Source organism: Streptomyces globosus (genome assembly GCF_003325375.1).
In the GTDB taxonomy this organism is placed as follows: domain Bacteria; phylum Actinomycetota; class Actinomycetes; order Streptomycetales; family Streptomycetaceae; genus Streptomyces; species Streptomyces globosus_A.
In genome coordinates this window covers 2,309,933-2,331,350 of the sequence record NZ_CP030862.1, presented here as the reverse complement: position 1 = coordinate 2,331,350, position 21,418 = coordinate 2,309,933, and the positions used below count along the sequence as shown (strand labels likewise).

Genomic DNA, 21,418 nt, shown 5'->3' with positions numbered 1-21,418 from the left:
GGCGTGCGTCAGGCCGCCGCGTCAGTCCGCGTACGTCTCCCCGCGCTCGGCCTTCGCGACCAGCGAGGCGGGCGGCGTGAAGCGGTCGCCGTAGCGGTCGGCCAGTTCGCGGGCCCGGGCGACGAAGCCGGGCAGGCCGCCCTCGTAGCCGTTGATGTACTGGATCACGCCGCCCGTCCAGGCGGGGAAGCCGATGCCCATGATGGAGCCGATGTTGGCGTCGGCGATCGAGGTGAGCACGCCCTCGTCGAGGCAGCGGACGGTGTCGAGGGCCTCGGCGAAGAGCATCCGCTCCTTCATGTCCTCGAAGGGCACGTCCGCGCCGGGGCGGGCGAAGTGCTCGCGCAGCCCCGGCCAGATGCGGGAGCGCCTGCCCGCCTCGTCGTAGTCGTAGAAGCCGGCGCCGCCGCTGCGGCCGGGGCGGGCGAACTCGTCGACCATGCGGTCGATGACCTCGTCGGCAGGGTGCGGGGTCCAGGTGCGGCCCTCGGCCTCGACGGCCTTGCGGGTCTCGTTGCGGATCTTCCGCGGGAGGGTGAGGGTGAGCTCGTCCATGAGGGAGAGCACCTTGGCCGGGTAGCCGGCCTGGGCGGCGGCCTGCTCGACGGAGGCGGGCTCGACGCCCTCGCCGACCATGGCGACGCCCTCGTTGATGAACTGGCCGATGACGCGCGAGGTGAAGAAGCCGCGCGAGTCGTTGACCACGATGGGGGTCTTGTTGATCTGCCGGACGAGGTCGAAGGCGCGGGCGATGGCCTCGTCGCCGGTCCGCTCCCCCTTGATGATCTCCACGAGCGGCATCTTGTCGACGGGCGAGAAGAAGTGCAGGCCGATGAAGTCGGCGGGGCGGTCGACGCCCTCGGCGAGGCCCGTGATGGGCAGGGTGGAGGTGTTGGAGCACAGCAGCGCGTCGGGCGCGACGACGTCCTGCACCTCCTGGAAGACCTTGTGCTTCAGGGAGGTGTCCTCGAAGACCGCCTCGATGACCGCGTCGCAGCCGGCGAGGTCGGCGGTGTCGGCGGTCGGGGTGATCCGGGCCAGCAGCTCGGCCCGGGCGGCCTCGGTGGTGCGGCCCTTGGCGACGGCCTTGTCGAGCAGCTTCTCCGAGTACGCCTTGCCCTTGGCGGCGGCCTCGGCGGTGACGTCCTTCAGGACGACCTCGATGCCGGCGCGGGCGCAGGAGTAGGCGATTCCGGCTCCCATCATCCCGGCGCCGAGGACGGCGACGCGGCGGACGGTGCGCGCCTCGACGCCGCGGGGGCGGCTGCGGCCGGCGTTGACGGCCTGGAGGTCGAAGAAGAACGCCTGGATCATGTTCTTCGCGGTCTGGCCGGTCACCAGCTCGGTGAAGTAGCGGGCCTCGATGGTCTGCGCCGTCTCGAAGTCCACCTGGGCGCCCTCGACGGCGGCCGCCATGATGTTGCGCGGCGCCGGGTACGGGGCCCCGTTCAGCTGCTTCTTGAGGTTCGCGGGGAACGCGGGCAGGTTCGCGGCGAACTTGGGGTGGGCGGGCGTGCCGCCGGGGATCCGGTAGCCGGGCGCGTCCCAGGGCTGCCTGGACTCGGGGTTGGCGTCGATGAAGGCGCGGGCCTTGGCGAGCATCTCCTCCGGCGTCGCGGCCAGTTCGTGGACGAGGCCGCTGTCGAGGGCGCGCTTCGGGCTGTACTGGGTGCCCTGGAGCAGGACCTTCAGCAGCGCGTCGGTGATGCCCATGAGGCGGACGGTGCGGGTGACGCCGCCTGCGGCGGGAAGCAGGCCGAGGGTAACCTCGGGCAGGCCGATCTTCGAGCCGGGCGCGTCGAGCGCGATGCGGTGGTGGGAGGCGAGGCAGATCTCGTAACCGCCGCCGAGCGCGGCGCCGTTGATGGCGGCGACGACGGGTACACCGAGGGTCTCGATGCGGCGCAGCGCGCGCTTGATCCCGGTTCCGGTGTCGAAGGCGGCCTGCGCGTCCTCGGGACGCAGCCGGATCATCTCCTTGAGGTCCCCGCCGGCGAAGAAGGTCTTCTTGGCAGAGGTGTAGATGATGCCGCGGATGGAGTCCTTCTCGGCCTCGGCGCGGTCGGCGACGGCCGCGATCGAGTCCGTGAAGGCCTGGTTCATGGTGTTGGCGGACTGGTCGGGGTCGTCGAGGACCAGCGTGACGACGCCGGTCTCGTCCTGTTCCCAGCGGATCGTGGTGGACTCGCTCATGTTCGCTACTTCCGTGTCGGGGGGATCAGGGGGTGCAGGACGATGTCAGAGGCGCTCGACGACGGTGGCGACGCCCATGCCGCCGCCGACGCAGAGGGTGGCGAGCCCGTAGCGCTTGTCCTGGCGCTCCAGTTCGTCGACCAGGGTGCCGAGGATCATCGCGCCGGTGGCGCCGAGGGGGTGGCCGAGGGCGATGGCGCCGCCGTTGACGTTGACCTTGTCGAGGGAGACGCCCATGTCCTTGACGAAGCGCAGGACGACGCCGGCGAAGGCCTCGTTGATCTCGATGAGGTCGATGTCGTCGATGGTGAGGCCGGCCTTGGCGAGGGCCTTGCGGGTGGCCGGGGCGGGCCCGGTGAGCATGATGGTGGGCTCGGATCCGGACACCGCGGCGGACACGATGCGGGCACGCGGCGCCAGGCCGGCCCGCTCGCCCGCCTCGCGGGAGCCGATCGCGACGAGCGAGGCGCCGTCGACGATGCCGGAGGAGTTGCCCGCGTGGTGGACGTGGTCGATCTTCTCGATCCAGTGGTACTTCTGCAGGGCGACGGCGTCGAAGCCGCCGAGTTCGCCGATGTCGGCGAAGGACGGCTTGAGCTTCGCGAGGGTGTCGGCCGTCGTCCCGGGGCGGATGAACTCGTCGTGGTCGAGGACGACCAGGCCGTTGCGGTCGGTGACGGGGACGAGGGAGCGGGCGAAGCGGCCCTCCTTGACGGCGGTCGCGGCGCGCTCCTGCGAGAGGGCGGCGTACTCGTCGACGTCCCGGCGGGAGAAGCCCTCGATGGTGGCGATCAGGTCGGCGCCGATGCCCTGCGGGACGAAGTTGACGTCCCAGTTGGTCATCGGGTCGTTGAACCAGGCGCCGCCGTCCGAGGCCATCGGGACGCGGGACATGGACTCCACGCCGCCCGCGAGGACGAGGTCCTCCCAGCCGGAGCGGACCTTCGCGGCCGCCAGGTTCACCGCCTCCAGGCCGGACGCACAGAAGCGGTTCTCCTGCACGCCCGCGACGGTGTCGGGCAGGCCCGCGGCGATGGCCGCGATGCGGGCGATGTCGGAGCCCTGGTCGCCGACCGGGCCGACGACGCCGAGGACGATGTCGTCGATGGCGGCGGGGTCGAGTCCGGGGTTGCGCTCGCGGAGCGCGTGGATGAGGCCGACGACCAGGTCGATCGGCTTGGTGCCGTGCAGGGACCCGTTGGCCTTGCCGCGGCCGCGCGGCGTGCGGATCGCGTCGTACACGTACGCTTCGGTGCTCACTGGTCAAGCCTTTCGAGGGGAGGTTAGCCGAGCAGGGAACGACCGATGATCTCCTTCATGATCTCGGTCGTGCCGCCGTAGATGGTCTGGATCCGGCCGTCGGTGAAGGCCCGCGCGACCCGGTATTCGGTCATGTAGCCGTATCCGCCGTGGAGTTGCAGGCAGCGGTCGGCGACCCGCTTCTGGAGCTCGGTCGCCCACCACTTGGCCATCGAGGCGTGGACGTGGTCGAGCTGCCCGTCGGAGTGGTCGGTGATGCAGCGGTCGACGAACGTGCGGGTGACAGCGCACTCGGTGGCCATCTCGGCGATCTCGAAGCGGATGTGCTGGAGCTTCGACAGCGGCCGTCCGAACGCCTCGCGCTCCTTGACGTACGCGGTGGTGATCTCCAGCAGGTGCTCGGCCGCGGCGATGCCGGCCATCGCTATGGCGAGCCGCTCCTGGGCGAGGTGGTTCATCAGGTGGACGAACCCGCCGCCGAGTTCGCCGAGCAGGTTCTCCTTGGGGACGCGCACGTCGTGGAAGAACAGCTCGGCGGTGTCCTGCGCCTTCTGGCCGATCTTGTCGAGGTTCCGGCCGCGTTCGAAGCCCTCCGCGCCGCGCTCGACGACGAGCAGCGACAGGCCGTGCGCCCCTCCCCCCGGGCCGGTCCGGGCGACGACGATGACGAGGTCGGCGAGGATTCCGTTGGAGATGAACGTCTTGGATCCGTTGACCAGCCAGTGGTCGCCGCGGTCCTCGGCAGTGGTGCGGATGCCCTGGAGGTCGCTGCCGGCGCCCGGTTCGGTCATCGCGATCGCGGTGATCGTCTCGCCGGAGCAGAAGCCGGGCAGCCAGCGCCGCTTCTGCTCTTCGGTGCCCAGGTTGACCAGGTACGGGCCGATGATGTCGTTGTGCAGGCCGAGGGCCAGGCCGGGGGTGCCGGCCCGGGTGAACTCCTCGGCGAGGACGGCGGCGTACCGGAAGTCGGGGTTCCCTCCGCCGCCGTACTCCTCGGGGACGGCGAGGCCCAGCAGCCCCTGCCGGCCGGCGGCCCGCCATGCGTCCCGGCTGGTGATGCCGTCCTTCTCCCACTGCTCGTAGTGCGGCAGCACCTCCTTGGCGAGGAAGGTGCGGACGGTGTCGCGGAACGCCTCGTGGTCGGCGTCGAAGATGCGTCGTTGCATCGGTCTTCCCCCTACAGCCAGCTCTTGACGGTTTCGATCAGCCGGGCCGGCTCGGGGCCGACGGGCGTGACGTTCGGCATCGTGATGCCTGCCTCGCGGAAGGCCTCGATGCGCTCGCGGACATATCCGGCGGGCCGGCAGAGCGTCATCAACTCGCAGAACCCGTCGGGCACGGCGGCCGCCGCGTCGCGCTTGCGGCCGGCGAGGTACAGGTCCTCGTCGGGCATCGCGGACAGCTCCATCAGGCGCCGCCCTTCCCGGCCAGGCCCGGCACGTCCCAGTCTGCGGCCACCGACGCGGTGTCCGCGCCCGGCTGCGCGGGCCCGCCGCGCACCGCGGCGGGCGTCGCGGAGAAGCGGGGGGCGGGCGCGGGCTGGACGATGCCGCCGACGTCGGTGAAGGTGCCGCGGGCGGCCAGGTGGGGGTGGTGGGGTGCTTCGCGCAGCGACAGGACGGGCGCCACGCAGGCGTCGGTGCCATCGAAGACCTCCGTCCACTCCTGCCGCGTACGGGACTTGAAGGCGGCTGCGACGGCCGCGCGCAGTTCCCCCCAGCGGGCCGCGTCCTTGCGGGCGGGGGCCCGGTCGGCGATGCCGAGAAGGGTGGTGAAGGTGTCGTAGAACTGCTGCTCCAGCGCGCCGACCGCCATGTACCCGCCGTCGGAGGTCGCGTAGGTCCCGTAGAAGGGGCAGCCGCCGTCGAGCAGGTTCGCGCCGCGGCGGTCCTGCCAGCCGCCGGCGGCCATCATGCCGTGGACCATGGCGGTCAGGTGCGCGGTGCCGTCGACGATGGCCGCGTCGACGACCTGGCCGGCGCCGCCCGGGGCGGCGGCGTGCCGGAGCGCCGCGAGGATGCCGATGACGAGGTAGAGGGAGCCGCCCGCGTAGTCGCCGAGGAGGTTGGCCGGGACGGCCGGGGGCTCGCCCGGCGTCCCGATCATGCCGAGGGCTCCGGTGACCGCGATGTACGCGATGTCGTGCCCGGCGGTCGGGGCGAGCGGGCCGTCCTGGCCCCAGCCGGTCATGCGGCCGTAGACCAGGCGCGGGTTGCGGGCGAGGCAGGCGTCGGGGCCGACGCCGAGCCGCTCGGCGACACCCGGCCGCAGGCCCTCGATGAGCACGTCGGCCCGCTCGGCCAGGTCCAGGACGAGAGCGGCGCCGCCGTCGGCCTTCAGGTCGACCAGCACGGAGCGCTTGCCGCGGTTGGTGGTGTCGTACGCCGGGTCGACGGCGAGGCCGCCGCCGCCGGGCCGGTCGACGCGGACGACGTCCGCGCCGAGGTCGGCGAGCAGCATGGCGGCGAACGGGCCGGGGCCGATGCCGGCCAGCTCGACGACGCGCAGGCCCGCGAGCGGGCCGCCGGGGCCGCCGGGGCGGCCGGGGCCGGGCCCGGCGGCGCCGGTGTGGCCGCGCGCCTGCCCGGCACCTGTCACTGACATCGAACCCCCGGCATCCTGGTGTGCGAGCGTGTGAGTGTGTGACACAACCGATGTAACACCAGCGATGCTAGGAACGGGTCACCCTCAGCACAAGAGCAAGCGCTTAGCCGTTTGACGCGATCCGCTCGTCCAGCTCCTTCACGTGCCGCTTCAGGGCGACCGTCCGATAGCTCTCCTCTACCCACTCGCACAGCACCGCCGCCGGCGGCGCACCCGGCTCCCCGAGCGGCACCGACACCCATCCGGACCGGCCCAGGCCGTACCCGGTGGGCTCCGCGCCCGGTGCGGCCATGGCGTGGCCGTGCAGCGTCTCGTCCCTGAGCTTCACCGAGATGCCCAAGGGCTGCGGGCCGTCGGCGCCGCCCAGGAAGACGAAGATCTTCTTGTTGACCTTCACGACGCAGTCCTCGGGCCCCCAGGGGAACTCCTCGACCGCCTCGGGCAGCCCCAGGGCGAACTCCCGGACCGCCTCCCACTTGCGTACCGCAGCCTTCACCGACTCCTCCGCCCGACGCCGTCCGCGCCCGTACCCGGCCACCGGCCACCGGCCGCCGGCCACCGGCCTCCGCGGACCCACGCTAGCCCCCCACGCCCCGCCGAGCCGGACAACCGGACCGGGCACATCCGACAAACGGACCTGTGACCCGCGACCTGCGGAAACCCCGGCGTTCGAGGTCCGTTCGACTCTGTACCCTGAGCGGGCTTCAGCCTTGTTCAAAGGCTCAACAACTTTTCCATGGGGGGAAACCCGGTGTCCTACCGCCGACTCGCGGCATCCGCCGCCGTCCTCGCGGCCGGTGTCGCGCTCGCACCCGCCCCGGCCCACGCGGCCGGCCCGGCCTCCGGCCGGCCCGAGCCGCACGGCATCGCCAAGCCCGACCAGGTCAGGCCGCAGCAGCGGGAGGCCGCCGCGTTCACCAGCCCTGCCGACCGGTCGGTCCGGCAGGCCCCCGCGGCGGGCCGGGCGGGTGCCGCCTCCGGCGACACCGCACAGAACGAGATAGCCGTGGGCCTCCAGGCCTTCACCACCAGCGCGCACGGCATCGAGGTCGACGCCGCCACCACCGGCACGGCCAACGCCGTCTCCGTCTCGGTCGACTGGGGCGACGGCACCGCCAGCGAGGGGACGTCCGCCGGCGGCCAGAAGCTGACCACCCCTCACCAGTACGGCAAGCCCGGCGGCTACACGGTCCGCGTCACGGTCACGGACCACGTCACGCAGGCATCCGCCGTCAACCAGATCGCCGTCTGGACCCAGGGCTCCCACTTCACGCCGCACACCCCGCAGCGCCTCCTCGACACCCGCAACGGCACCGGCGGCTACCGGGGGAAGGTCCCCGCCTACGGCCAGGCCCGGCTCCGGATCGGCGGCAACGCCGCCATCCCCGCCGGGGTGACCGCCGTCGTCCTCAATGTCACCGTCACCAACACCACCAGCGGCGGCCACATCACCGCCTACCCCGACGGCGGCGAGAAGCCGACCACCTCGAACGTCAACTTCGCCCCCGGGCAGACCGTCCCGAACCTGGTCATCGTCCCCGTCGGCAGGGACGGGTACGTGAACCTGTACAACGGCGGCTGGGAGGGGGTCGACCTCATCGCCGACGTCACCGGCTACTTCACCAAGTCCGCCTCCAGCGGCTACACCCCGCTGGACCCGCAGCGCCTCGTCGACACCCGCAACGGCACCGGCGCCCCCCAGGGCCAGATCAAGGGCTACGGCACGCTCACCAAGCCGATCAGGGGCCTGGCCAACGCCACCGCCGTCGCGCTGAACGTGACGGTCACCAACCCCAGGAGCGACGGCCACCTCACCGTCTTCCCCGGCAGCGGGACCGCCCCGGCGGTGTCGAACCTCAACTTCAGCGCCGGGCAGACCATCGCGAACGCGGTGATCGTCCCGGTCAGCGCCTCCGGCGAGATCAGCATCCGCAACGGCGGCTGGAACCCGACCGACGTCATCATCGACATCGTCGGCTACTACAGCCCCGCCGGCCCCAACGCCTACGTGCCGCTCAAGCCGGACCGCCTGCTCGACACCCGTGACGGCGCCACCTGGCCCTGGGGCCCGCTGAGCGGCCGCAGCTACGTGTACATGCCGCTCGCCGACGGGTTCCCGCACACCAAGGGCTTCGTCCTCAACACCACCGTCACCAACCCCAAGGGCCCGGGCCACCTCGCCGTCGCACCGGACCCGAACTCGCTGGCCGACTACGACAACGGCACCGAGCAGTGGCCGCCCACACCGACCTCCTCCACCCTCAACTGGACCCGCGGCAGGACCGTCCCGAACCTGGTCCAGGCGGGCACGGGCCCGTACGGGATCATCGACATCTGGAACCAGAGCGACGCCGACATCGACCTCGTCGTCGACATCTTCGGCCTGTACGAGGACAACTGACCCCGGCCGGCGCCACCGCCGCCGGCCCCGGACACGGCGCCCCCGCAACGGCTTTCGGCCGGGCGGGGGCGCCGCCCGCACCGCCGTCGGCGCACGCTAGCCTCGGCCACCGGTAACAGCTGGGAGGAGCCGTGATGAACGAAGAAGTTCGACAGGCCGGTCCGACGGCGGGACGGGGCGAAGGGGGCCGGAAGCGGGCCGATCGGGACGACCACGCCAACCGGACCGACCAGGCCGGCAGGGCCGACCGGACCGACCAGGCCACCGGACCCGCGGCGAAGGAGGCGGACCGCCCCCACGATGTCGTCCTCTTCGGCGCGACCGGCTTCGTCGGTGCCCTGACCGCCGAGTACCTCGCCGCGAACGCCCCCGCCGGCTGCCGGTGGGCCCTCGCCGGCCGCGACCCCGCCAAGCTGCAACGGCTCCGCGACCGCCTGACCGCCCTCCACCCCGCCGCCGCGGACGTCCCGCTGCTCCAGGCCGACGCCTCCGACCCGGCAGCCGTACGGGAACTCGCCGCCGCCACCCGCGTCCTCGCCACGACCGTCGGACCGTACGTCCTGTACGGCGGCGAGATCGTCGCCGCCTGCGCCGCCTCCGGCACCGACTACGTCGACCTCACCGGCGAGCCGGAGTTCGTCGACCGCACCTACGTCCTGCACGACGCGCGCGCCCGGGAGACCGGCGCCCGCCTGGTCCACGCCTGCGGCTTCGACTCCGTCCCCGCCGACCTCGGCGCGTACTTCACCGTCGCGCAGCTCCCCCGGGACGTCCCGCTCCGCGTGGACGGCTTCATGCGCTCCAACGCCCTCTTCTCGGGCGGCACCCTCGCCTCCGCCCTCACCGCCATGGGCCGCGCCCCGCAGACCCTCGCAGCCGCCCGCGAACGCCGCCTCCACGAGCACCGGCTGCCCGGACGCCGCGTCCGCGGGCCCGTCGGCGTACCCCGGTTCAGCCGGGAGACCGGAACCTGGGCCCTGCCCCTGCCCAGCCTCGACCCGCGCATCGTGACGCGGTCCGCCGCCGCGCTCGACCGCTACGGGCCCGACTTCCGCTACCGCCACTACGCCTCGGTCAAACACCTCCCCTTCGCCCTCTGCGGCACCGCGGCCGTCGGAGCGACCGCCGCGCTGGCGCAGCTGCCGCCCGCCCGGCAGTGGCTGATGGACCTCTGGGAGCCGGGCCGCGGCCCCGACGCCGAACGCCGGGCCCGCAGCTGGTTCACCGTCCGCTTCGTCGGCGAGGGCGGCGGCCGCCGCGTCCTCACCGAGGTCTCGGGCGGCGATCCGGGCTACGGCGAAACCGCGAAGATGCTGGCCGAGTCGGCCCTGTGCCTGGCCTTCGACGCGCTGCCGCAGCGTGCCGGACAGCTCACCACGGCCGTCGCGATGGGCGACTCCCTGCTGGACCGCCTCCAGAAGGCCGGCATCCGCTTCCGCGTCGCCTCGGCCCGCTGAGGCCCCCGCCCGTCGGCGGGCCCGTCAGGACGCCTCGCGCAGCGCCCGCCGACACAGCGAGTCCGCCCGGCGGGTGCTCTCGGGAATCCGGAACCGCGGGCTGAGCGCGAGGGCGTGGGCGCAGGCGTTGTCGAGCGAGATCCGGTGCCCCACCGACACGTACACCGGCTTGATCCCGTCCTGCGTCCGCAGCGCCCTCCCGACGACACGGCCGTCACCCGCGAGCAGCGCGGCCGCGTCGCCGCGGCGGGCACCGGGCTCGTCGTAGGTGAAGGTGAAGGGGTTCTTCGCCACGCCCATGCTGGGCAGCCCCGTCACCACCCCGAGGTGGCAGGCCAGCCCGAAGCCCCTGGGGTGCGCCAGGCCGTAGCCGTCGCAGACGACGAGGTCCGGCGGCGCGGACAGCGCGTCGAGCGCCGCCAGGACGGTCGGCAGCTCCCGGAAGGCGAGCAGCCCGGGCACGTACGGAAAGCTGACGCGCCCGACGGCTGTCCGCTCCTCGACGACGTCCAGCGTCGCGGCATCGAGCACGACGGCCGCGGCGGCCACCAGGTCCCGCTCGTCGTCGTAGGCGACGTCCACGCCGGCGACGAGCCCGCGCCCCGGCGGCGGCCCGACCTCGTCGAGCACGACGGCAGCGCGCAGTTCATCCTGTATCGCCCGGGCCTCGGCCTCGTCGGCGGGGGTCTTCACCATGGTCATGTGATGCGAGAGTAGCCTCACCTCCATGTTCGTCATGGAGCTCACCTACATCGCACCCCTCGAAGCCGTCGAGGAACAGCTCGACGCCCACATGGCGTGGCTGGACGCCCACTACGCGTCGGGCGTCTTCCTCGCCTCGGGCCGCAAGGTCCCCCGCGACGGCGGCATCATCCTGGCGTCGGGCGTCTCCCGCGAGGAGATCGAGAAGATCGCCGAGGAGGACCCCTTCACCACCGCGGGCCTCTGCGAGTACCGCATCACGGAGTTCGTCGCGACGAAGACGTCCCCGTCCCTGTCGGCGGCGCGGGAGACGCCGCGGGGCTAAGGGCGCGGACGACGCGACGGCGGGGCGGGGAAGCGAGGCAGGGAAGCGGGGCGGGGCGGGTGCGGCGGGAGCCGCGGGATCGGCGCCGAAGAGGCAACGGCAGAAGCCGGGTTGGCGGAGCCGACGCCCCGGAACGCCAACAAGCTGCCGGGACACCCCCAGCACCACCCCACCCCGAGCCCCGGCTCCCGCCCCCACCACCCCCGCTGCCGCCTCGCCGATCCCGAGCGTGTGGGTCCCGCCCTCCCCCACCTCCTCCCGCCTCACTCCCGCTCCAGCCGCCCCACCCGCCCCTTCTCCCCCGCCGCCCAGCAGCTGCCGTCAGGGGTGCAGTCGACCGTGTCGAACGAGCCCGCTGCGAGCGGGCGCCAGGTGCGGCCGCCGTCGATGGTGGCGTCGGTGCCCGTCGGGCCGACCGCGAGGGCCGCGGCGCGGGTGTGCGGGAGCCACGCCGCGCCCGAGCGGTAGGCAGGCGGCGGGGTGGCGGCGGGGCTCCAGGTGCGGCCGGCGTCCGCGGAGCGGGCGGCGGCCTGCGGGGAGGGCTCGCCGGTGCGGTAGTCGCCGCCGACGGCGAGGCCCGCCGTACGGTCGCGGAACGCGAGGGCGAAGACGCCCTTGGCCGGGTCGCCTGCCGGGATGCCTGACTCGGTGGCCCGCCAGGTGCGGCCGCGGTCCGACGAGTGCAGGATGCGGGCGGTGGCTCCGCCTCCGGTGGCAAGCCACACGTCGCGCGGTCCGGCGCTCACCAGGCACTGGCCGCTCGCCGCGAAGCCGGCTTCGCCGGGCAGGGCGGGCGGCATGCCCGCTTCGGGCAGGACAGTCCAGCTGCGCCCGCCGTCGTCGGTGGACAGGATGCGGAACCTGCCGTCCACCGGGTCGCTCATGGCGAGGCCGTGCCGGGAGTCGAAGAAGGTCAGGCAGTCGTAGAAGGCGCGGGGGTCCGGGTTCCTGAAGGTTTCGGTCCAGGTGCGGCCGCCGTCGTCGGTGCGCAGCACCCGCGACGCCTCGCCTTCCCCGATGGAGAGGGCGACGGCGCGGCGGGCGTCGAACGCCTCGATGTCGCGCAGTTCGAGGCCTTCGGCGGCGGCGGTCGGAGGTGAGACGTCCCGCCAGCTGCGGCCGCCGTCGGTGGTGCGCAGGACGGTGCCCTTGGAGCCGGCCACCCACGCGGTGGAGCGGCTGACGGCGGCCAGGCCGCGGAAGCGGGCGTCCTTGCCGGTCTGCTTGAGGGCCCACCCGGCGCCGCGTAAGGCGTGGGTGTCGCCGCCCGCGACGGCGGGGACGGGGGCATCCGCGGGGGCGGGGGCGGTGGCGGTGGCGGTGGCGTCCGCGTGGGCGGGGCCGGGGGCGGCGGTGAGGGCGATCGCCACAGCCGCCGCGGACATGCCAATTCTCGGGAATCTCATGGCGCCGGAAGCTAGTGCACCTGCGGATGCGCCGTCCAGGGCGCCCGCGGCGCGCCGGGAAAGCCCGCCGCCCCTCCCCCGGGCACCCGTTGGGCCTGTGGAGTGAGCGTGAATCGGCCGTTCTCGATTCACCCTCGGACGGGGGCCGAGTGGGGCGTCCCTTCGGTCGGCGGACCCGCTTTGATCACCGTACGTGATCACATGGACGCGTTCCGGCCAATCGGTGACGCAGCTCACGTCATCGCCCGTGCACGGATTTGCCGATTGCGGCGTCTATCGGGTTGCCGGTCTCCAGCCCAGACCCGGCAGCAGATCCGCCGCAAGGGAGCGAGCCTTGATCACTGTTATCGAGCAGGCCGTGCAGGCACGTCTGGTAGCCACCGCGCCGAAGGTGGAAACCGTACCCGTCACTCTCTGCTACGACCGGTCGGATCCGTTCGCGGTGCGGATGGCGTTCCCCGCTCCGGCCACGCTGGAGGGCGTCGAGGTGTCGTGGACGTTCGCCCGCGAACTGCTGAGGTCGGGCCTGATCAGGCCGTCGGGCCAGGGCGACGTGCGGGTGCGCCCGTACGACGGGGACCGGACGACGATCGAGTTCCACGCCCCGGAGGGTGTCGCGATCGTGCTCATGGCGACGGCGGAGCTGCAGCGTTTCCTGCGAAGGTCCGCGGAGGTGGTTTCGCCGGGGCACGAGCACCTCTACCTGGACATGGACCACAGCCTGGCGGAGCTGATGCGCGGTCCGCGCTGAGCCCGGCGGCGTCCGGGTAATTCGTTTGCGGGCGGCTTCGGCCGCCCGTAGCGTCGTCGGCGTTCCCATCCCCGCCGAAACGGAGCAGGACGTTGCTCTTCTGAGGTCCGAGACACCGACCGACAGGGTCGATCCGGCGCACCCGCGCATCCCACCCGTCTTCGGCTGTCTCCCCAGTTGCTCGCACCACTCACGCAACCTGGAGGCCTCCATGGGTAACACCTCTTCATTCATCACCTGCTCCGCGCTCTCCTTCGACTGGCCCGACGGCACTCCCGTCTTCGACGGCTTCGACCTGGCGGTCGGCCCCGGTCGCACCGGACTCATCGGCCGCAACGGCAGCGGGAAGTCCACCCTCCTGAAGCTGATCACCGGCCGACTCGTGCCGCGCGACGGCCGGTTGGCCGTGTCGGGCACGGTCGGCCACCTGCCGCAGGACATCACCCTCGACACCTCGCTCCGCGTGGACGAGGCCCTCGGCATCCGCGCCGTGCGCGCCGCCCTGCACGCGATCGAGGCAGGCGAGGCGACCGAGGCGAACTTCACCGCCGTCGGCGACGACTGGGACGTCGAGGAGCGGGCCCTGGCGGCCCTCGACCAGCTGGGCCTCGGCGCGGTCGGCCTGGACCGCACGGTCGGCGAACTGTCGGGCGGCGAAGGCGTGTTGCTGCGGCTGGCGGCACTGCTGCTGGCGCGGCCCGACGTACTGCTGCTGGACGAGCCGACGAACAACCTGGACCTGCGGGCCCGCCGCCGGCTGTACGCGGCGGTCGAGTCCTGGCCGGGAGTGCTGCTGCTGGCCAGCCACGACCGGGAGCTGCTGGAGCGGGTCGACCGGATCGCCGAACTCCACGAGGGCGAAGTCCACTGGTACGGGGGCAACTTCAGCGTCTACGAGCAGCAGCTGGCCGCCGAGCAGGAGGCGGCCGAGCGGCTGGTGCGGGCGGCGGAGGCCGATGTGCAGCGGCAGAAGCGGGAGCTGTCGGACGCGCACGTGAAGCTGGCCCGGCGCAGGCGGTTCGCGCAGAAGATGTACGAGAACAAGCGTGTGCCGAAGATCGTCGCGAACAACCTCAGGAGCGCGGCGCAGCAGTCCGCCGGCAAGCACCGCACCCTGCACGCGGAGCGGCTCACGCAGGCGCGGGAGCGGCTCGGCGAGGCGGTGGAGGCGGTCCGGGACGACGACGAGATCCGCATCGAGCTGCCGGCGACGCTGGTCCCGCCGGGCCGGCGGGTGCTGGACCTGTCCCGGCTGCGCCTGGCGCACGGCGCCGGGGCGCCGCTGGAGTGGGACCTGCGGGGGCCGGAGCGGATCGCCTTGGTGGGCCGCAACGGCTCGGGCAAGACGACGCTGCTGCGGACGGTGGCGGGGCTGCTGGAGCCGGAGGCCGGGGAGGTGGCCGTCCACGTGCCGGCGCGGTTCCTGCCGCAGCGGCTGGACGTGCTCGACGACGGCCTGTCGGTCGTGGAGAACGTGGCCCGTTTCGCGCCGCAGGCGTCGAACAACGTGGTGCGGGCGCGGCTCGCGCACTTCCTGTTCCGCGGCGCCCGCGCCGACCGGGCCGCGGGTGCGCTGTCGGGCGGGGAGCGGTTCCGGGCGGCGCTGGCGGCGCTGCTGCTGGCCGAGCCGGCTCCGCAGCTGCTGATGCTGGACGAGCCGACGAACAACCTGGACCTGGCGAGCGCGGAACAGCTCGCCGGCGCGCTGGACGCCTACCGGGGGGCGCTGGTCGTCGCGAGCCACGACGTGCCGTTCCTGGAGTCGATCGGCATCACCCGCTGGCTGCTGCTCGACGGCGGCCTGCGGCCGACGACGGCGGAAGAGGTCCGCGAGACCCTCTGGTCCGCCTGACGAAGGGCCGCTGCGGCCCTGCTGCCCCCGTCCCCTGCCTGCCGTTCGGCCGTATCCGGCCGTCAAGGCGGGGGCGGGGGCCACCTTCCGGCGTGACATTCGCCGCGTCTGCGGTCCCGCACACCCCGATCAACTGCACAGATAACGGGATGTAACCGGTCACATGAACGCCCGGGGCTTGGCTGGCCCTCACGGTCCGCTTAACCTACGGCGTCGTAGGCTACGGAACCGTAGGTAATTCGCTTTGTCCCCAGGAGTACCCGTGACGATCACCTCTCCCCACCTCGGCAGCTCTGCGGCGTGGACCGACGCGAAGCTGCTGTATGCGCTGGAAGAGGTGGTCGAGAAGGAACTCAACCGCCACCTGAAGGTGACCAAGGACTGGATGCCCCACGAGTACGTCCCGTGGAGCGACGGCCGTAACTTCCCGGCGTTCTTCGAGGACGGCGAGGCCTGGGACCCGCAGCAGTCCAAGGTCACCGACATCGGCAAGATCGCCCTGGTCGTGAACCTGCTGACCGAGGACAACCTGCCGAGCTACCACCACGAGATCGCCACGCTGTTCGGGCGCAACGGCGCATGGGGCACCTGGGTGCACCGCTGGACCGCAGAGGAGGGCCGCCACGGCATCGTGATGCGCGACTACCTGCTGGCCTCGCGCGCCGTGGACCCGGACAAGCTCGAGGCGTTCCGCATGCAGCACATGTCGGAGGGCTTCGAGTCCGACAACCGCCACTCGATGCTGCACTCCGTTGCGTACGTCGCCTTCCAGGAGCTGGCCACCCGCATCTCGCACCGCAACACCGGCCACCAGTCCGGCGACCCGGTCTGCGACCGGATGCTGGCCCGCATCGCGCAGGACGAGAACCTGCACATGGTCTTCTACCGCAACCTGCTGGGCGCGGCCTTCGACATCGCCCCGGACCTGACGATGCAGGCCGTGCGCGATGTCGTGGTGAACTTCCGGATGCCCGGACACGGCATGCCGGGCTTCGAGCGCATGGCCGCCCAGATGGCGATCGGCGGCGTCTACAACCTGCGCATCCACCACGACGACGTCCTGAGCCCCGTCATCCGCTTCCTGAAGATCATGAGCATCGACGGTCTCGGCCCGGAGGGCCTGCAGGCCCAGGAGGAGCTCGGCCTCTTCATGGACGGCCTGGACTCCGAGGCCCGCAAGTTCGACGAGCGCCTTGCCGCCCGCGCGGCCCGCCTGGCGGCCCGCAAGGGCTGACCGGCCGCTGCCGAGACCCGGCCGGATACCGGCCGGGTCAGCGGCGGGGGCGCAGCGCGAGGCGCTCCGCCTCGGACAGCCCGCCCCACACGCCGAAGCGCTCGTCGTTGGCGAGGGCGTACTCCAGGCAGCCGGTCCGCACCTCGCACGCCGCGCACAGCCGCTTCGCCTCCCGCAGCGAGTTGCCCGGCTCGGGGAAGAAGAAGTCCGCCCCCGTCTGCGCGCACAGCGCGAACTCGTACCAGGCAGGGGCCGCGGAGGCAGTGGCGGGAGCAGTGGTGGTGTTCATCGACATGCCGCCGATCCTCACGCCCGCCGATGGACGTCTGATCAACGACCCATCAACACGGCCGACGCACCGGTGGCACCGCAGCCCCTGCCGCGCCGTCCCCGGCCGAGGATGGCACCGCCCACTGACATCCGACCGCCGCGCGCCCCCGGCCGGGCTCAGTCCGCCCGCGGCTCCTCGGCGGACTCGGCAGGGCCGGTGTTCTTCGCGCGGCTCGGCTGGACGCGCTTGGGCTCGCCCGGCATCTTCGGGTAGTCCGGCGGGTACGGCATGTCGCCGAGCCCCTCGTCGTGCTCCTGCCGCTCTGCGAGCTCCAGCGCCGCCTCAAGCCTGAAGGCGTGGTCGTCCATGTCGGCGTGCAGGTCGCCGAGCTCGGCGTACCGGGCGGGCATCGTGGTGATGTCGAAGTCCCGGGGCTCCGCGGAGTCCAGCTCGTCCCAGCGGAGCGGGGCCGATACGGGGGCGTGGGGGCGCGGGCGGACGGAGTACGCCGAGGCGATGGTGCGGTCGCGTGCCGTCTGGTTGTAGTCGACGAAGATCCGCTCGCCGCGCTCCTCCTTCCACCAGGCGGTGGTGACCCGGCCCGGCATACGGGCCTCCAGTTCACGGCCGATCGCGATCGCGCAGCGCCGTACGTCGGTGAAGGTCCACCGCGGCTCGATCGGGACGAACACGTGCAGCCCGCGCCCGCCCGAGGTCTTGGGCCAGCCGCGCAGGCCCAGCTCCTCCAGGATGTCGCGCAGCTCGTGCGCGGCGACGACCGCGTCGCCGTAGTCGGTGCCCGGCTGGGGGTCGAGGTCGATGCGCAGCTCGTCGGGCCGGTCGGTGTCCTCCCGGCGCACCGGCCACGGGTGGAAGGTGAGGCAGCCGAGGTTGGCGGCCCACAGTACGGCGGCCGGCTCGGTCGGGCAGATCTCGTCGGCGGTGCGCCCGCTGGGGAAGGCGATGTGGGCGGTGGGGATCCAGTCGGGCAGGGTTTTCGGGGCGCGCTTCTGGAAGAACGACTCGCCCTCCACCCCGTCGGGATAGCGCTCCAGCGTGGTGGGGCGGTCTCGCAGGGCGCGCGTGATGCCGTCCCCCACGGCCAGGTAGTACCGGGCGACGTCGAGCTTGGTGAGGCCCCGCTCGGGGAAGTACACCTTGTCCGGACTGGACAGCCGCACCTTCCGGCCGCCCGCTTCCAGCTCGATCGCGTTCCCGGATGCACCCATGTGCGCCACGGTAGGCGGGCCCGACCCGACGCGCATACCGGGCGAATGCGGACGTACCACCGCAGAATCGTGGGCATGGACCTGCCCGTGATGCCGCCCGTGCTGCCGATGCTCGCCAAGTCCGTGGCGAAGATCCCGCCGGGCATGCAGTACGAGGCGAAGTGGGACGGCTTCCGCGCCATCGTCCACCGCGACGGCGACGAGATCCAGCTGGGCAGCCGCACCGGCAAGCCGCTGACCAGGTACTTCCCCGAACTCGTGAGTGCTTTGAAGGAGAACCTGCCGGACCGCTGCGTGGTCGACGGCGAGATCGTCATCGTGCACGGCGGGCGGCTGGACTTCGACCGGCTGACCGAGCGGATCCACCCCGCCAAGTCCCGCGTCGACCTCCTGGCCTCGACCACCCCCGCCAGCTTCGTCGCCTTCGACCTGCTCGCCCTCGGCGACCGGTCCCTCCTCGACGCCCCGCTCACCGACCGCCGCAGCGCCCTGTGCTCAGCCCTTTCCACCACTCGGCCCCCCGTCCACCTCGCGCCCGCCACCACTGATCCCGCGCTCGCGCAGCAGTGGTTCGAGCAGTTCGAAGGCGCCGGACTCGACGGCGTGGTCGCGAAACCCCTCGACCTGCCCTACCGGCCCGATGCGCGCCTGATGTTCAAAATCAAGCACGAGCGTACGGCCGACGTCGTCGTCGCCGGTTTCCGTTTCCACAAGAGCGGTCCGATTGTCGGGTCGCTGCTGCTGGGCCTCCACGACGACCGCGGCGCCCTCCAGCACGTCGGCGTCTGCGCCGCCTTCCCCATGAAGCGCCGCGCCGAACTCGTCGGGGAACTCGCCCCGCTGCGCATGGAGGACGTCTCCAACCACCCCTGGGCCGCCTGGGCCGAGGAGTCCGCCCACGAGAGCGCCCGCCTGCCCGGCGCGCAGAGCCGCTGGACCGGCAAGAAGGACCTCTCCTGGGTGCCGCTGCGCCCCGAGCGCGTCTGCGAGGTCGCGTACGACCACATGGAGGGCGACCGCTTCCGCCACACGGCGCAGTTCCGCCGCTGGCGCCCCGACCGCACCCCCGAGAGCTGCACGTACGCCCAGCTCGACGAGGTCGTCGGCTACGACCTCGCCGCGGTCCTCGGCGCCGGCCCCGCCGCCGTCTGAGCACCCGCGCCGCCGCCCCGCTCGCGCAGCCCCGCCGCCCGGCCCGTTCACCCGCCGGTCAGCTTCTCCCACTCCGCCCGGTCCGGGCCGGCCGCGTTCGGCTCGTAGTCCGGCCGGGCCTCCAGCCAGCGCGCCACCCGCTCCCGGACCCCGGGGTCCCCGTAGGCCCGCTCGGGCCGCTCGGCCAGGTGGCGGACCCTGGCCCGGGCCCGCATCACCTCGGGGTCCTCCAGCGCACAGTCGAACAGCGCCGCCGTCTCCCGCGTCCTGCCCGTCCGGGCACCCCGCGTCGCGAACCGCTCTCCGACGGCCGCATCGGCGACGACCTGGAAGTCGAACCACGGCTTGAGCGTGCGCACCGCCCACGCGTGGTACGCACGCACGTACTGCGCCGATCCGGTGTCCCGGTCGGCCGTACGGGCCACGCGGAGCGCGGCCCACAGGGCGAGCGACGTGCCCTGCCCGAGCGTCGGGTTGGTGTGGGTGACGGCGTCGCCGACCGGGACAAGCCCGCGCACCACCGGCCCCCGCTCGTCGACGAGGGCGCTCCACCGGTTGTCCAGGCTCGCCGTGGCCAGGACCCCGGTCAGCGGCTCTGCGCCCAGGGCCAGCCACGCCGCGCCCGGTGGGAAGGCGCGCGCCGCCCGCTCGAAGACGGCCGGATCGCGCAGGGCCGAGCGGGTCGGGTCCTGCGTGTGGACGAAGACGGTCACGGCAAAGGTCCGGTTGTCCGCCGGGAAGACCGCGCACCCGGAGAACGCCCCGCCCGCCACCGACCACGGCCTGCGCGGCCCCTCCCCCATGCCCTCCGGCAGCCGGTACCAGCGGCAGAAGTACGCCAGCCCCGTCCGGTGCCGCTCCACGGCCGGAGGCCGGCAGCCCGCCGCGGCCAGCCACCGCTCGCCGCCGCCGCGACGGCCGCCCGCGTCCACGACCAGGTCCCCCTCGCGGGCCCCGGCGGCGGTCGCCACCCCGATCACCCGGGCCGGCCCCGCCGCACCCGCGGCGGCCTGCTCCACTTCCAGCCCGGTGACCGGCTGACCATGGTGCAGAACCGCGCCGGGCTCCGCGCGCAGCGCCGTGACCAGGGCGCTCTCCAGGACGATGCGCCGGGCCTGGACCATGACGAGGTCGTCGTCGCCGGGCCGCGCGGGCGGCGGTACGTCGAACCAGTCGAGCTCGCTGCGCTCGCGCGCGCCGAGCCGGAGCATCTCCGCGTACACGTCGGGAAGCTCGCGCCGCAGGAGGTTGCGGGCCGCCCCGAGGAGGACGTGCGGCTGGGCGGCCTGCGGGACGGCCGGGCGGTGCCAGCCGAACGAGTCGCGGTCCAGGGCCGTGCCCGGGGCCCGGGTGTCGCGTTCGAAGAGCTCGACGGTGTGCCCGCGCCGTGCGGTGAGCAGCGCGGTGGCGAGGCCTCCGACGCCTCCGCCGATGACCAGCACGTGTGCCATGTACGCCCCGCCCCCCGTGGACCCGCCGGATCGCCCAGAGCCTGCGCCGGCGGTCCCTGCTCGAAACCCGCACGCCAGTTCGCGCCGCGGGTCCAGTGGGCCTGACGGGGCCGGCGGGGCTACTGCGCCCCGTGCGCCTGCCGGGCCCGGTGGGCGTCGAGGGCCCGCCGCGTCGTCTCCTCGATCAGGTCCGCGTTGATCGCGACGGCCGCGCGCACACCGGCCGCGGCCGCCGCCGCCAGCTGGTCCATCGGGCTGGTGACGTTCCCGGCGGCCCAGACTCCGCGCAGGGCGGTCGCGCCGGTCGCCGGGTCCGCTTCCAGGCAGGTGCCGAGCTGCACCCCGTCGCGCTCCACGCCGGTCACCGGCAGGCCGAGCGACCGGGCCACCCCGGCGCGCGCGGTGAAGCGCGGCGCCACCACCAGCGCCCGGCAGTCCACACCCGCGCCGCCCGCCAGGGTCACCCCGGAAAGACCCCCGGCGCCGACGGTCAGGCCGATGACCTCGCCCTCGACCACACGCACCCCCAGCGCCGCGAGCAGCTCCCGCTCCTCCGCCCCCGGCCGCCAGGTGTGCGCGAGCAGCGTCACCCGGCCGCTCCAGTTCCGCCACATCTGCGCCTGGTGCAGGGCGAGCGGGCCCCCGCCGAGCACGGCGATCGGCTGGTCGCGCACCTCCCAGCCGTGGCAGTACGGGCAGTGCAGCACGTCCCGCCCCCACCGCTCGCGCAGCCCCGGCACGTCGGGCAGCTCGTCGACCAGGCCCGTCGCCAGCAGCAGCCGCCCGGCCCGCACGGCCGACCCGTCCGCGCACCGCAGCACGAAGCCGCCCTCCGCCGCCCGGTCGGCCGCGAGCACCGTCCCCGCCGCATCCGACCGGACCTCCGCGCCGTACGCGGCCGCCTCGGCACGCCCGGCCGCCAGCAGCTCCGCGGGCGCGGCCCCGTCCCGCCCGAGATAGCCGTGCAGGTGCTCCGCGGGCGCGTTGCGGGGGCTGCCCGCGTCCAGCACCACAACCGCGCGCCGCGCCCTCGCCAGGGTCAGCGCCCCGGCGAGCCCGGCGGCGCCGCCTCCCACGACCGCCACGTCGTACACCCGTCCGCCATCCGTGCCCATGCGTGCCTCCCTGCG

Annotated in this window: 19 protein-coding genes; 7 read left to right on the top strand and 12 right to left on the bottom strand. The window is 73.4% G+C overall.

What is annotated here, in order from left to right:
• Window positions 1-21 precede the first annotated feature (21 nt).
• From C0216_RS10580 to C0216_RS10555, 6 genes are all read right to left on the bottom strand, one after another.
• Complete coding sequence (locus C0216_RS10580; RefSeq protein ID WP_114055023.1) at window positions 22-2,193, bottom strand: 3-hydroxyacyl-CoA dehydrogenase NAD-binding domain-containing protein; 2,172 nt, start codon at window positions 2,191-2,193, stop codon at window positions 22-24.
• A 45-nt stretch (window positions 2,194-2,238) separates the two neighbouring features.
• Entirely contained in the window at window positions 2,239-3,453 is a 1,215-nt protein-coding gene (locus C0216_RS10575; RefSeq protein ID WP_114055022.1) for an acetyl-CoA C-acetyltransferase, read from the bottom strand.
• Between the two features lie 23 nt (window positions 3,454-3,476).
• A complete protein-coding gene (locus C0216_RS10570) occupies window positions 3,477-4,619 on the bottom strand; it encodes an acyl-CoA dehydrogenase family protein (protein ID WP_114055021.1) in 1,143 nt (380 codons plus the stop codon).
• Window positions 4,620-4,630: 11 nt separating this feature from the next.
• Complete coding sequence (locus C0216_RS10565; RefSeq protein WP_246042455.1) at window positions 4,631-4,861, bottom strand: hypothetical protein; 231 nt, start codon at window positions 4,859-4,861, stop codon at window positions 4,631-4,633.
• Window positions 4,861-6,057, bottom strand: a complete 1,197-nt coding sequence (locus C0216_RS10560; RefSeq protein ID WP_114055020.1) for a CaiB/BaiF CoA transferase family protein — start codon at window positions 6,055-6,057, stop codon at window positions 4,861-4,863. Before C0216_RS10560 ends, C0216_RS10565 begins: the two co-directional genes overlap by 1 nt.
• Window positions 6,058-6,160: 103 nt before the next feature.
• Entirely contained in the window at window positions 6,161-6,553 is a 393-nt protein-coding gene (locus tag C0216_RS10555; RefSeq protein ID WP_246042453.1) for an MmcQ/YjbR family DNA-binding protein, read from the bottom strand.
• A 255-nt stretch (window positions 6,554-6,808) separates the two neighbouring features.
• Here C0216_RS10555 and C0216_RS10550 point away from each other — a divergent pair, with 255 nt between their 5' ends.
• Complete coding sequence (locus C0216_RS10550; RefSeq protein ID WP_114055019.1) at window positions 6,809-8,458, top strand: PKD domain-containing protein; 1,650 nt, start codon at window positions 6,809-6,811, stop codon at window positions 8,456-8,458.
• 134 nt (window positions 8,459-8,592) lie between these two features.
• Window positions 8,593-9,915 carry a saccharopine dehydrogenase family protein gene (locus C0216_RS10545; protein ID WP_114055018.1) on the top strand — a complete coding sequence of 441 codons (1,323 nt, stop codon included), beginning with the start codon at window positions 8,593-8,595 and terminating at the stop codon, window positions 9,913-9,915.
• Window positions 9,916-9,939: 24 nt separating this feature from the next.
• On the opposite strand, the gene C0216_RS10540 is transcribed toward C0216_RS10545, so the two are convergent.
• Complete coding sequence (locus C0216_RS10540; protein ID WP_114055017.1) at window positions 9,940-10,617, bottom strand: endonuclease V; 678 nt, start codon at window positions 10,615-10,617, stop codon at window positions 9,940-9,942.
• A 25-nt stretch (window positions 10,618-10,642) separates the two neighbouring features.
• Here C0216_RS10540 and C0216_RS10535 point away from each other — a divergent pair, with 25 nt between their 5' ends.
• Window positions 10,643-10,942 (top strand): YciI family protein, encoded by a 300-nt coding sequence (locus tag C0216_RS10535; RefSeq protein ID WP_114055016.1) that lies wholly within the window; start codon window positions 10,643-10,645, stop codon window positions 10,940-10,942.
• Between the two features lie 263 nt (window positions 10,943-11,205).
• Here C0216_RS10535 and C0216_RS10530 read toward each other — a convergent pair whose 3' ends face one another.
• Entirely contained in the window at window positions 11,206-12,327 is a 1,122-nt protein-coding gene (locus C0216_RS10530; protein WP_114055015.1) for a WD40/YVTN/BNR-like repeat-containing protein, read from the bottom strand.
• A gap of 355 nt (window positions 12,328-12,682) precedes the next feature.
• Here C0216_RS10530 and C0216_RS10525 point away from each other — a divergent pair, with 355 nt between their 5' ends.
• The 3 genes from C0216_RS10525 to C0216_RS10515 all read left to right on the top strand — a co-directional run bounded on the left by C0216_RS10525 (window position 12,683) and on the right by C0216_RS10515 (window position 16,185).
• Window positions 12,683-13,099 carry an SsgA family sporulation/cell division regulator gene (locus tag C0216_RS10525; protein ID WP_114055014.1) on the top strand — a complete coding sequence of 139 codons (417 nt, stop codon included), beginning with the start codon at window positions 12,683-12,685 and terminating at the stop codon, window positions 13,097-13,099.
• A 211-nt stretch (window positions 13,100-13,310) separates the two neighbouring features.
• The gene (locus C0216_RS10520; RefSeq protein WP_114055013.1) at window positions 13,311-14,951 is read left to right on the top strand and encodes an ABC-F family ATP-binding cassette domain-containing protein; all 1,641 of its coding nucleotides are present in this window, start codon (window positions 13,311-13,313) and stop codon (window positions 14,949-14,951) included.
• A 262-nt stretch (window positions 14,952-15,213) separates the two neighbouring features.
• Window positions 15,214-16,185, top strand: coding sequence for an acyl-ACP desaturase (locus tag C0216_RS10515; protein WP_114055012.1), 972 nt, complete (start codon window positions 15,214-15,216; stop codon window positions 16,183-16,185).
• Window positions 16,186-16,222: 37 nt separating this feature from the next.
• Here C0216_RS10515 and C0216_RS10510 read toward each other — a convergent pair whose 3' ends face one another.
• The gene (locus C0216_RS10510) at window positions 16,223-16,474 is read right to left on the bottom strand and encodes a WhiB family transcriptional regulator (protein WP_114058583.1); all 252 of its coding nucleotides are present in this window, start codon (window positions 16,472-16,474) and stop codon (window positions 16,223-16,225) included.
• A 158-nt stretch (window positions 16,475-16,632) separates the two neighbouring features.
• A complete protein-coding gene (ligD, locus tag C0216_RS10505) occupies window positions 16,633-17,685 on the bottom strand; it encodes a non-homologous end-joining DNA ligase (protein WP_114055011.1) in 1,053 nt (350 codons plus the stop codon).
• A gap of 75 nt (window positions 17,686-17,760) precedes the next feature.
• Here ligD and C0216_RS10500 point away from each other — a divergent pair, with 75 nt between their 5' ends.
• Window positions 17,761-18,837, top strand: coding sequence for an ATP-dependent DNA ligase (locus C0216_RS10500; protein WP_114055010.1), 1,077 nt, complete (start codon window positions 17,761-17,763; stop codon window positions 18,835-18,837).
• A 47-nt stretch (window positions 18,838-18,884) separates the two neighbouring features.
• Here C0216_RS10500 and C0216_RS10495 read toward each other — a convergent pair whose 3' ends face one another.
• Both C0216_RS10495 and C0216_RS10490 read right to left on the bottom strand, forming a co-directional pair.
• Complete coding sequence (locus C0216_RS10495; RefSeq protein ID WP_114055009.1) at window positions 18,885-20,288, bottom strand: FAD-dependent oxidoreductase; 1,404 nt, start codon at window positions 20,286-20,288, stop codon at window positions 18,885-18,887.
• Between the two features lie 119 nt (window positions 20,289-20,407).
• A complete protein-coding gene (locus tag C0216_RS10490; RefSeq protein WP_114055008.1) occupies window positions 20,408-21,403 on the bottom strand; it encodes an NAD(P)/FAD-dependent oxidoreductase in 996 nt (331 codons plus the stop codon).
• Window positions 21,404-21,418 lie beyond the last annotated feature (15 nt).

Excerpts from the sequence above, each read along its gene's own strand:
- C0216_RS10580 (WP_114055023.1), bottom strand. The coding sequence starts at position 2,193 with ATGAGCGAGTCCACCACGATCCGCTGGGAACAGGACGAGACCGGCGTC.
- C0216_RS10570 (WP_114055021.1), bottom strand. The coding sequence starts at position 4,619 with ATGCAACGACGCATCTTCGACGCCGACCACGAGGCGTTCCGCGACACC.
- C0216_RS10565 (WP_246042455.1), bottom strand. The coding sequence starts at position 4,861 with ATGGAGCTGTCCGCGATGCCCGACGAGGACCTGTACCTCGCCGGCCGC.
- C0216_RS10560 (WP_114055020.1), bottom strand. The coding sequence starts at position 6,057 with ATGTCAGTGACAGGTGCCGGGCAGGCGCGCGGCCACACCGGCGCCGCC.
- C0216_RS10545 (WP_114055018.1), top strand. The coding sequence starts at position 8,593 with ATGAACGAAGAAGTTCGACAGGCCGGTCCGACGGCGGGACGGGGCGAA.
- C0216_RS10540 (WP_114055017.1), bottom strand. The coding sequence starts at position 10,617 with ATGACCATGGTGAAGACCCCCGCCGACGAGGCCGAGGCCCGGGCGATA.
- C0216_RS10535 (WP_114055016.1), top strand. The coding sequence starts at position 10,643 with ATGTTCGTCATGGAGCTCACCTACATCGCACCCCTCGAAGCCGTCGAG.
- C0216_RS10530 (WP_114055015.1), bottom strand. The coding sequence starts at position 12,327 with ATGTCCGCGGCGGCTGTGGCGATCGCCCTCACCGCCGCCCCCGGCCCC.
- C0216_RS10520 (WP_114055013.1), top strand. The coding sequence starts at position 13,311 with ATGGGTAACACCTCTTCATTCATCACCTGCTCCGCGCTCTCCTTCGAC.
- C0216_RS10510 (WP_114058583.1), bottom strand. The coding sequence starts at position 16,474 with ATGAACACCACCACTGCTCCCGCCACTGCCTCCGCGGCCCCTGCCTGG.
- ligD (WP_114055011.1), bottom strand. The coding sequence starts at position 17,685 with ATGGGTGCATCCGGGAACGCGATCGAGCTGGAAGCGGGCGGCCGGAAG.
- C0216_RS10500 (WP_114055010.1), top strand. The coding sequence starts at position 17,761 with ATGGACCTGCCCGTGATGCCGCCCGTGCTGCCGATGCTCGCCAAGTCC.
- C0216_RS10495 (WP_114055009.1), bottom strand. The coding sequence starts at position 20,288 with ATGGCACACGTGCTGGTCATCGGCGGAGGCGTCGGAGGCCTCGCCACC.
- C0216_RS10490 (WP_114055008.1), bottom strand. The coding sequence starts at position 21,403 with ATGGGCACGGATGGCGGACGGGTGTACGACGTGGCGGTCGTGGGAGGC.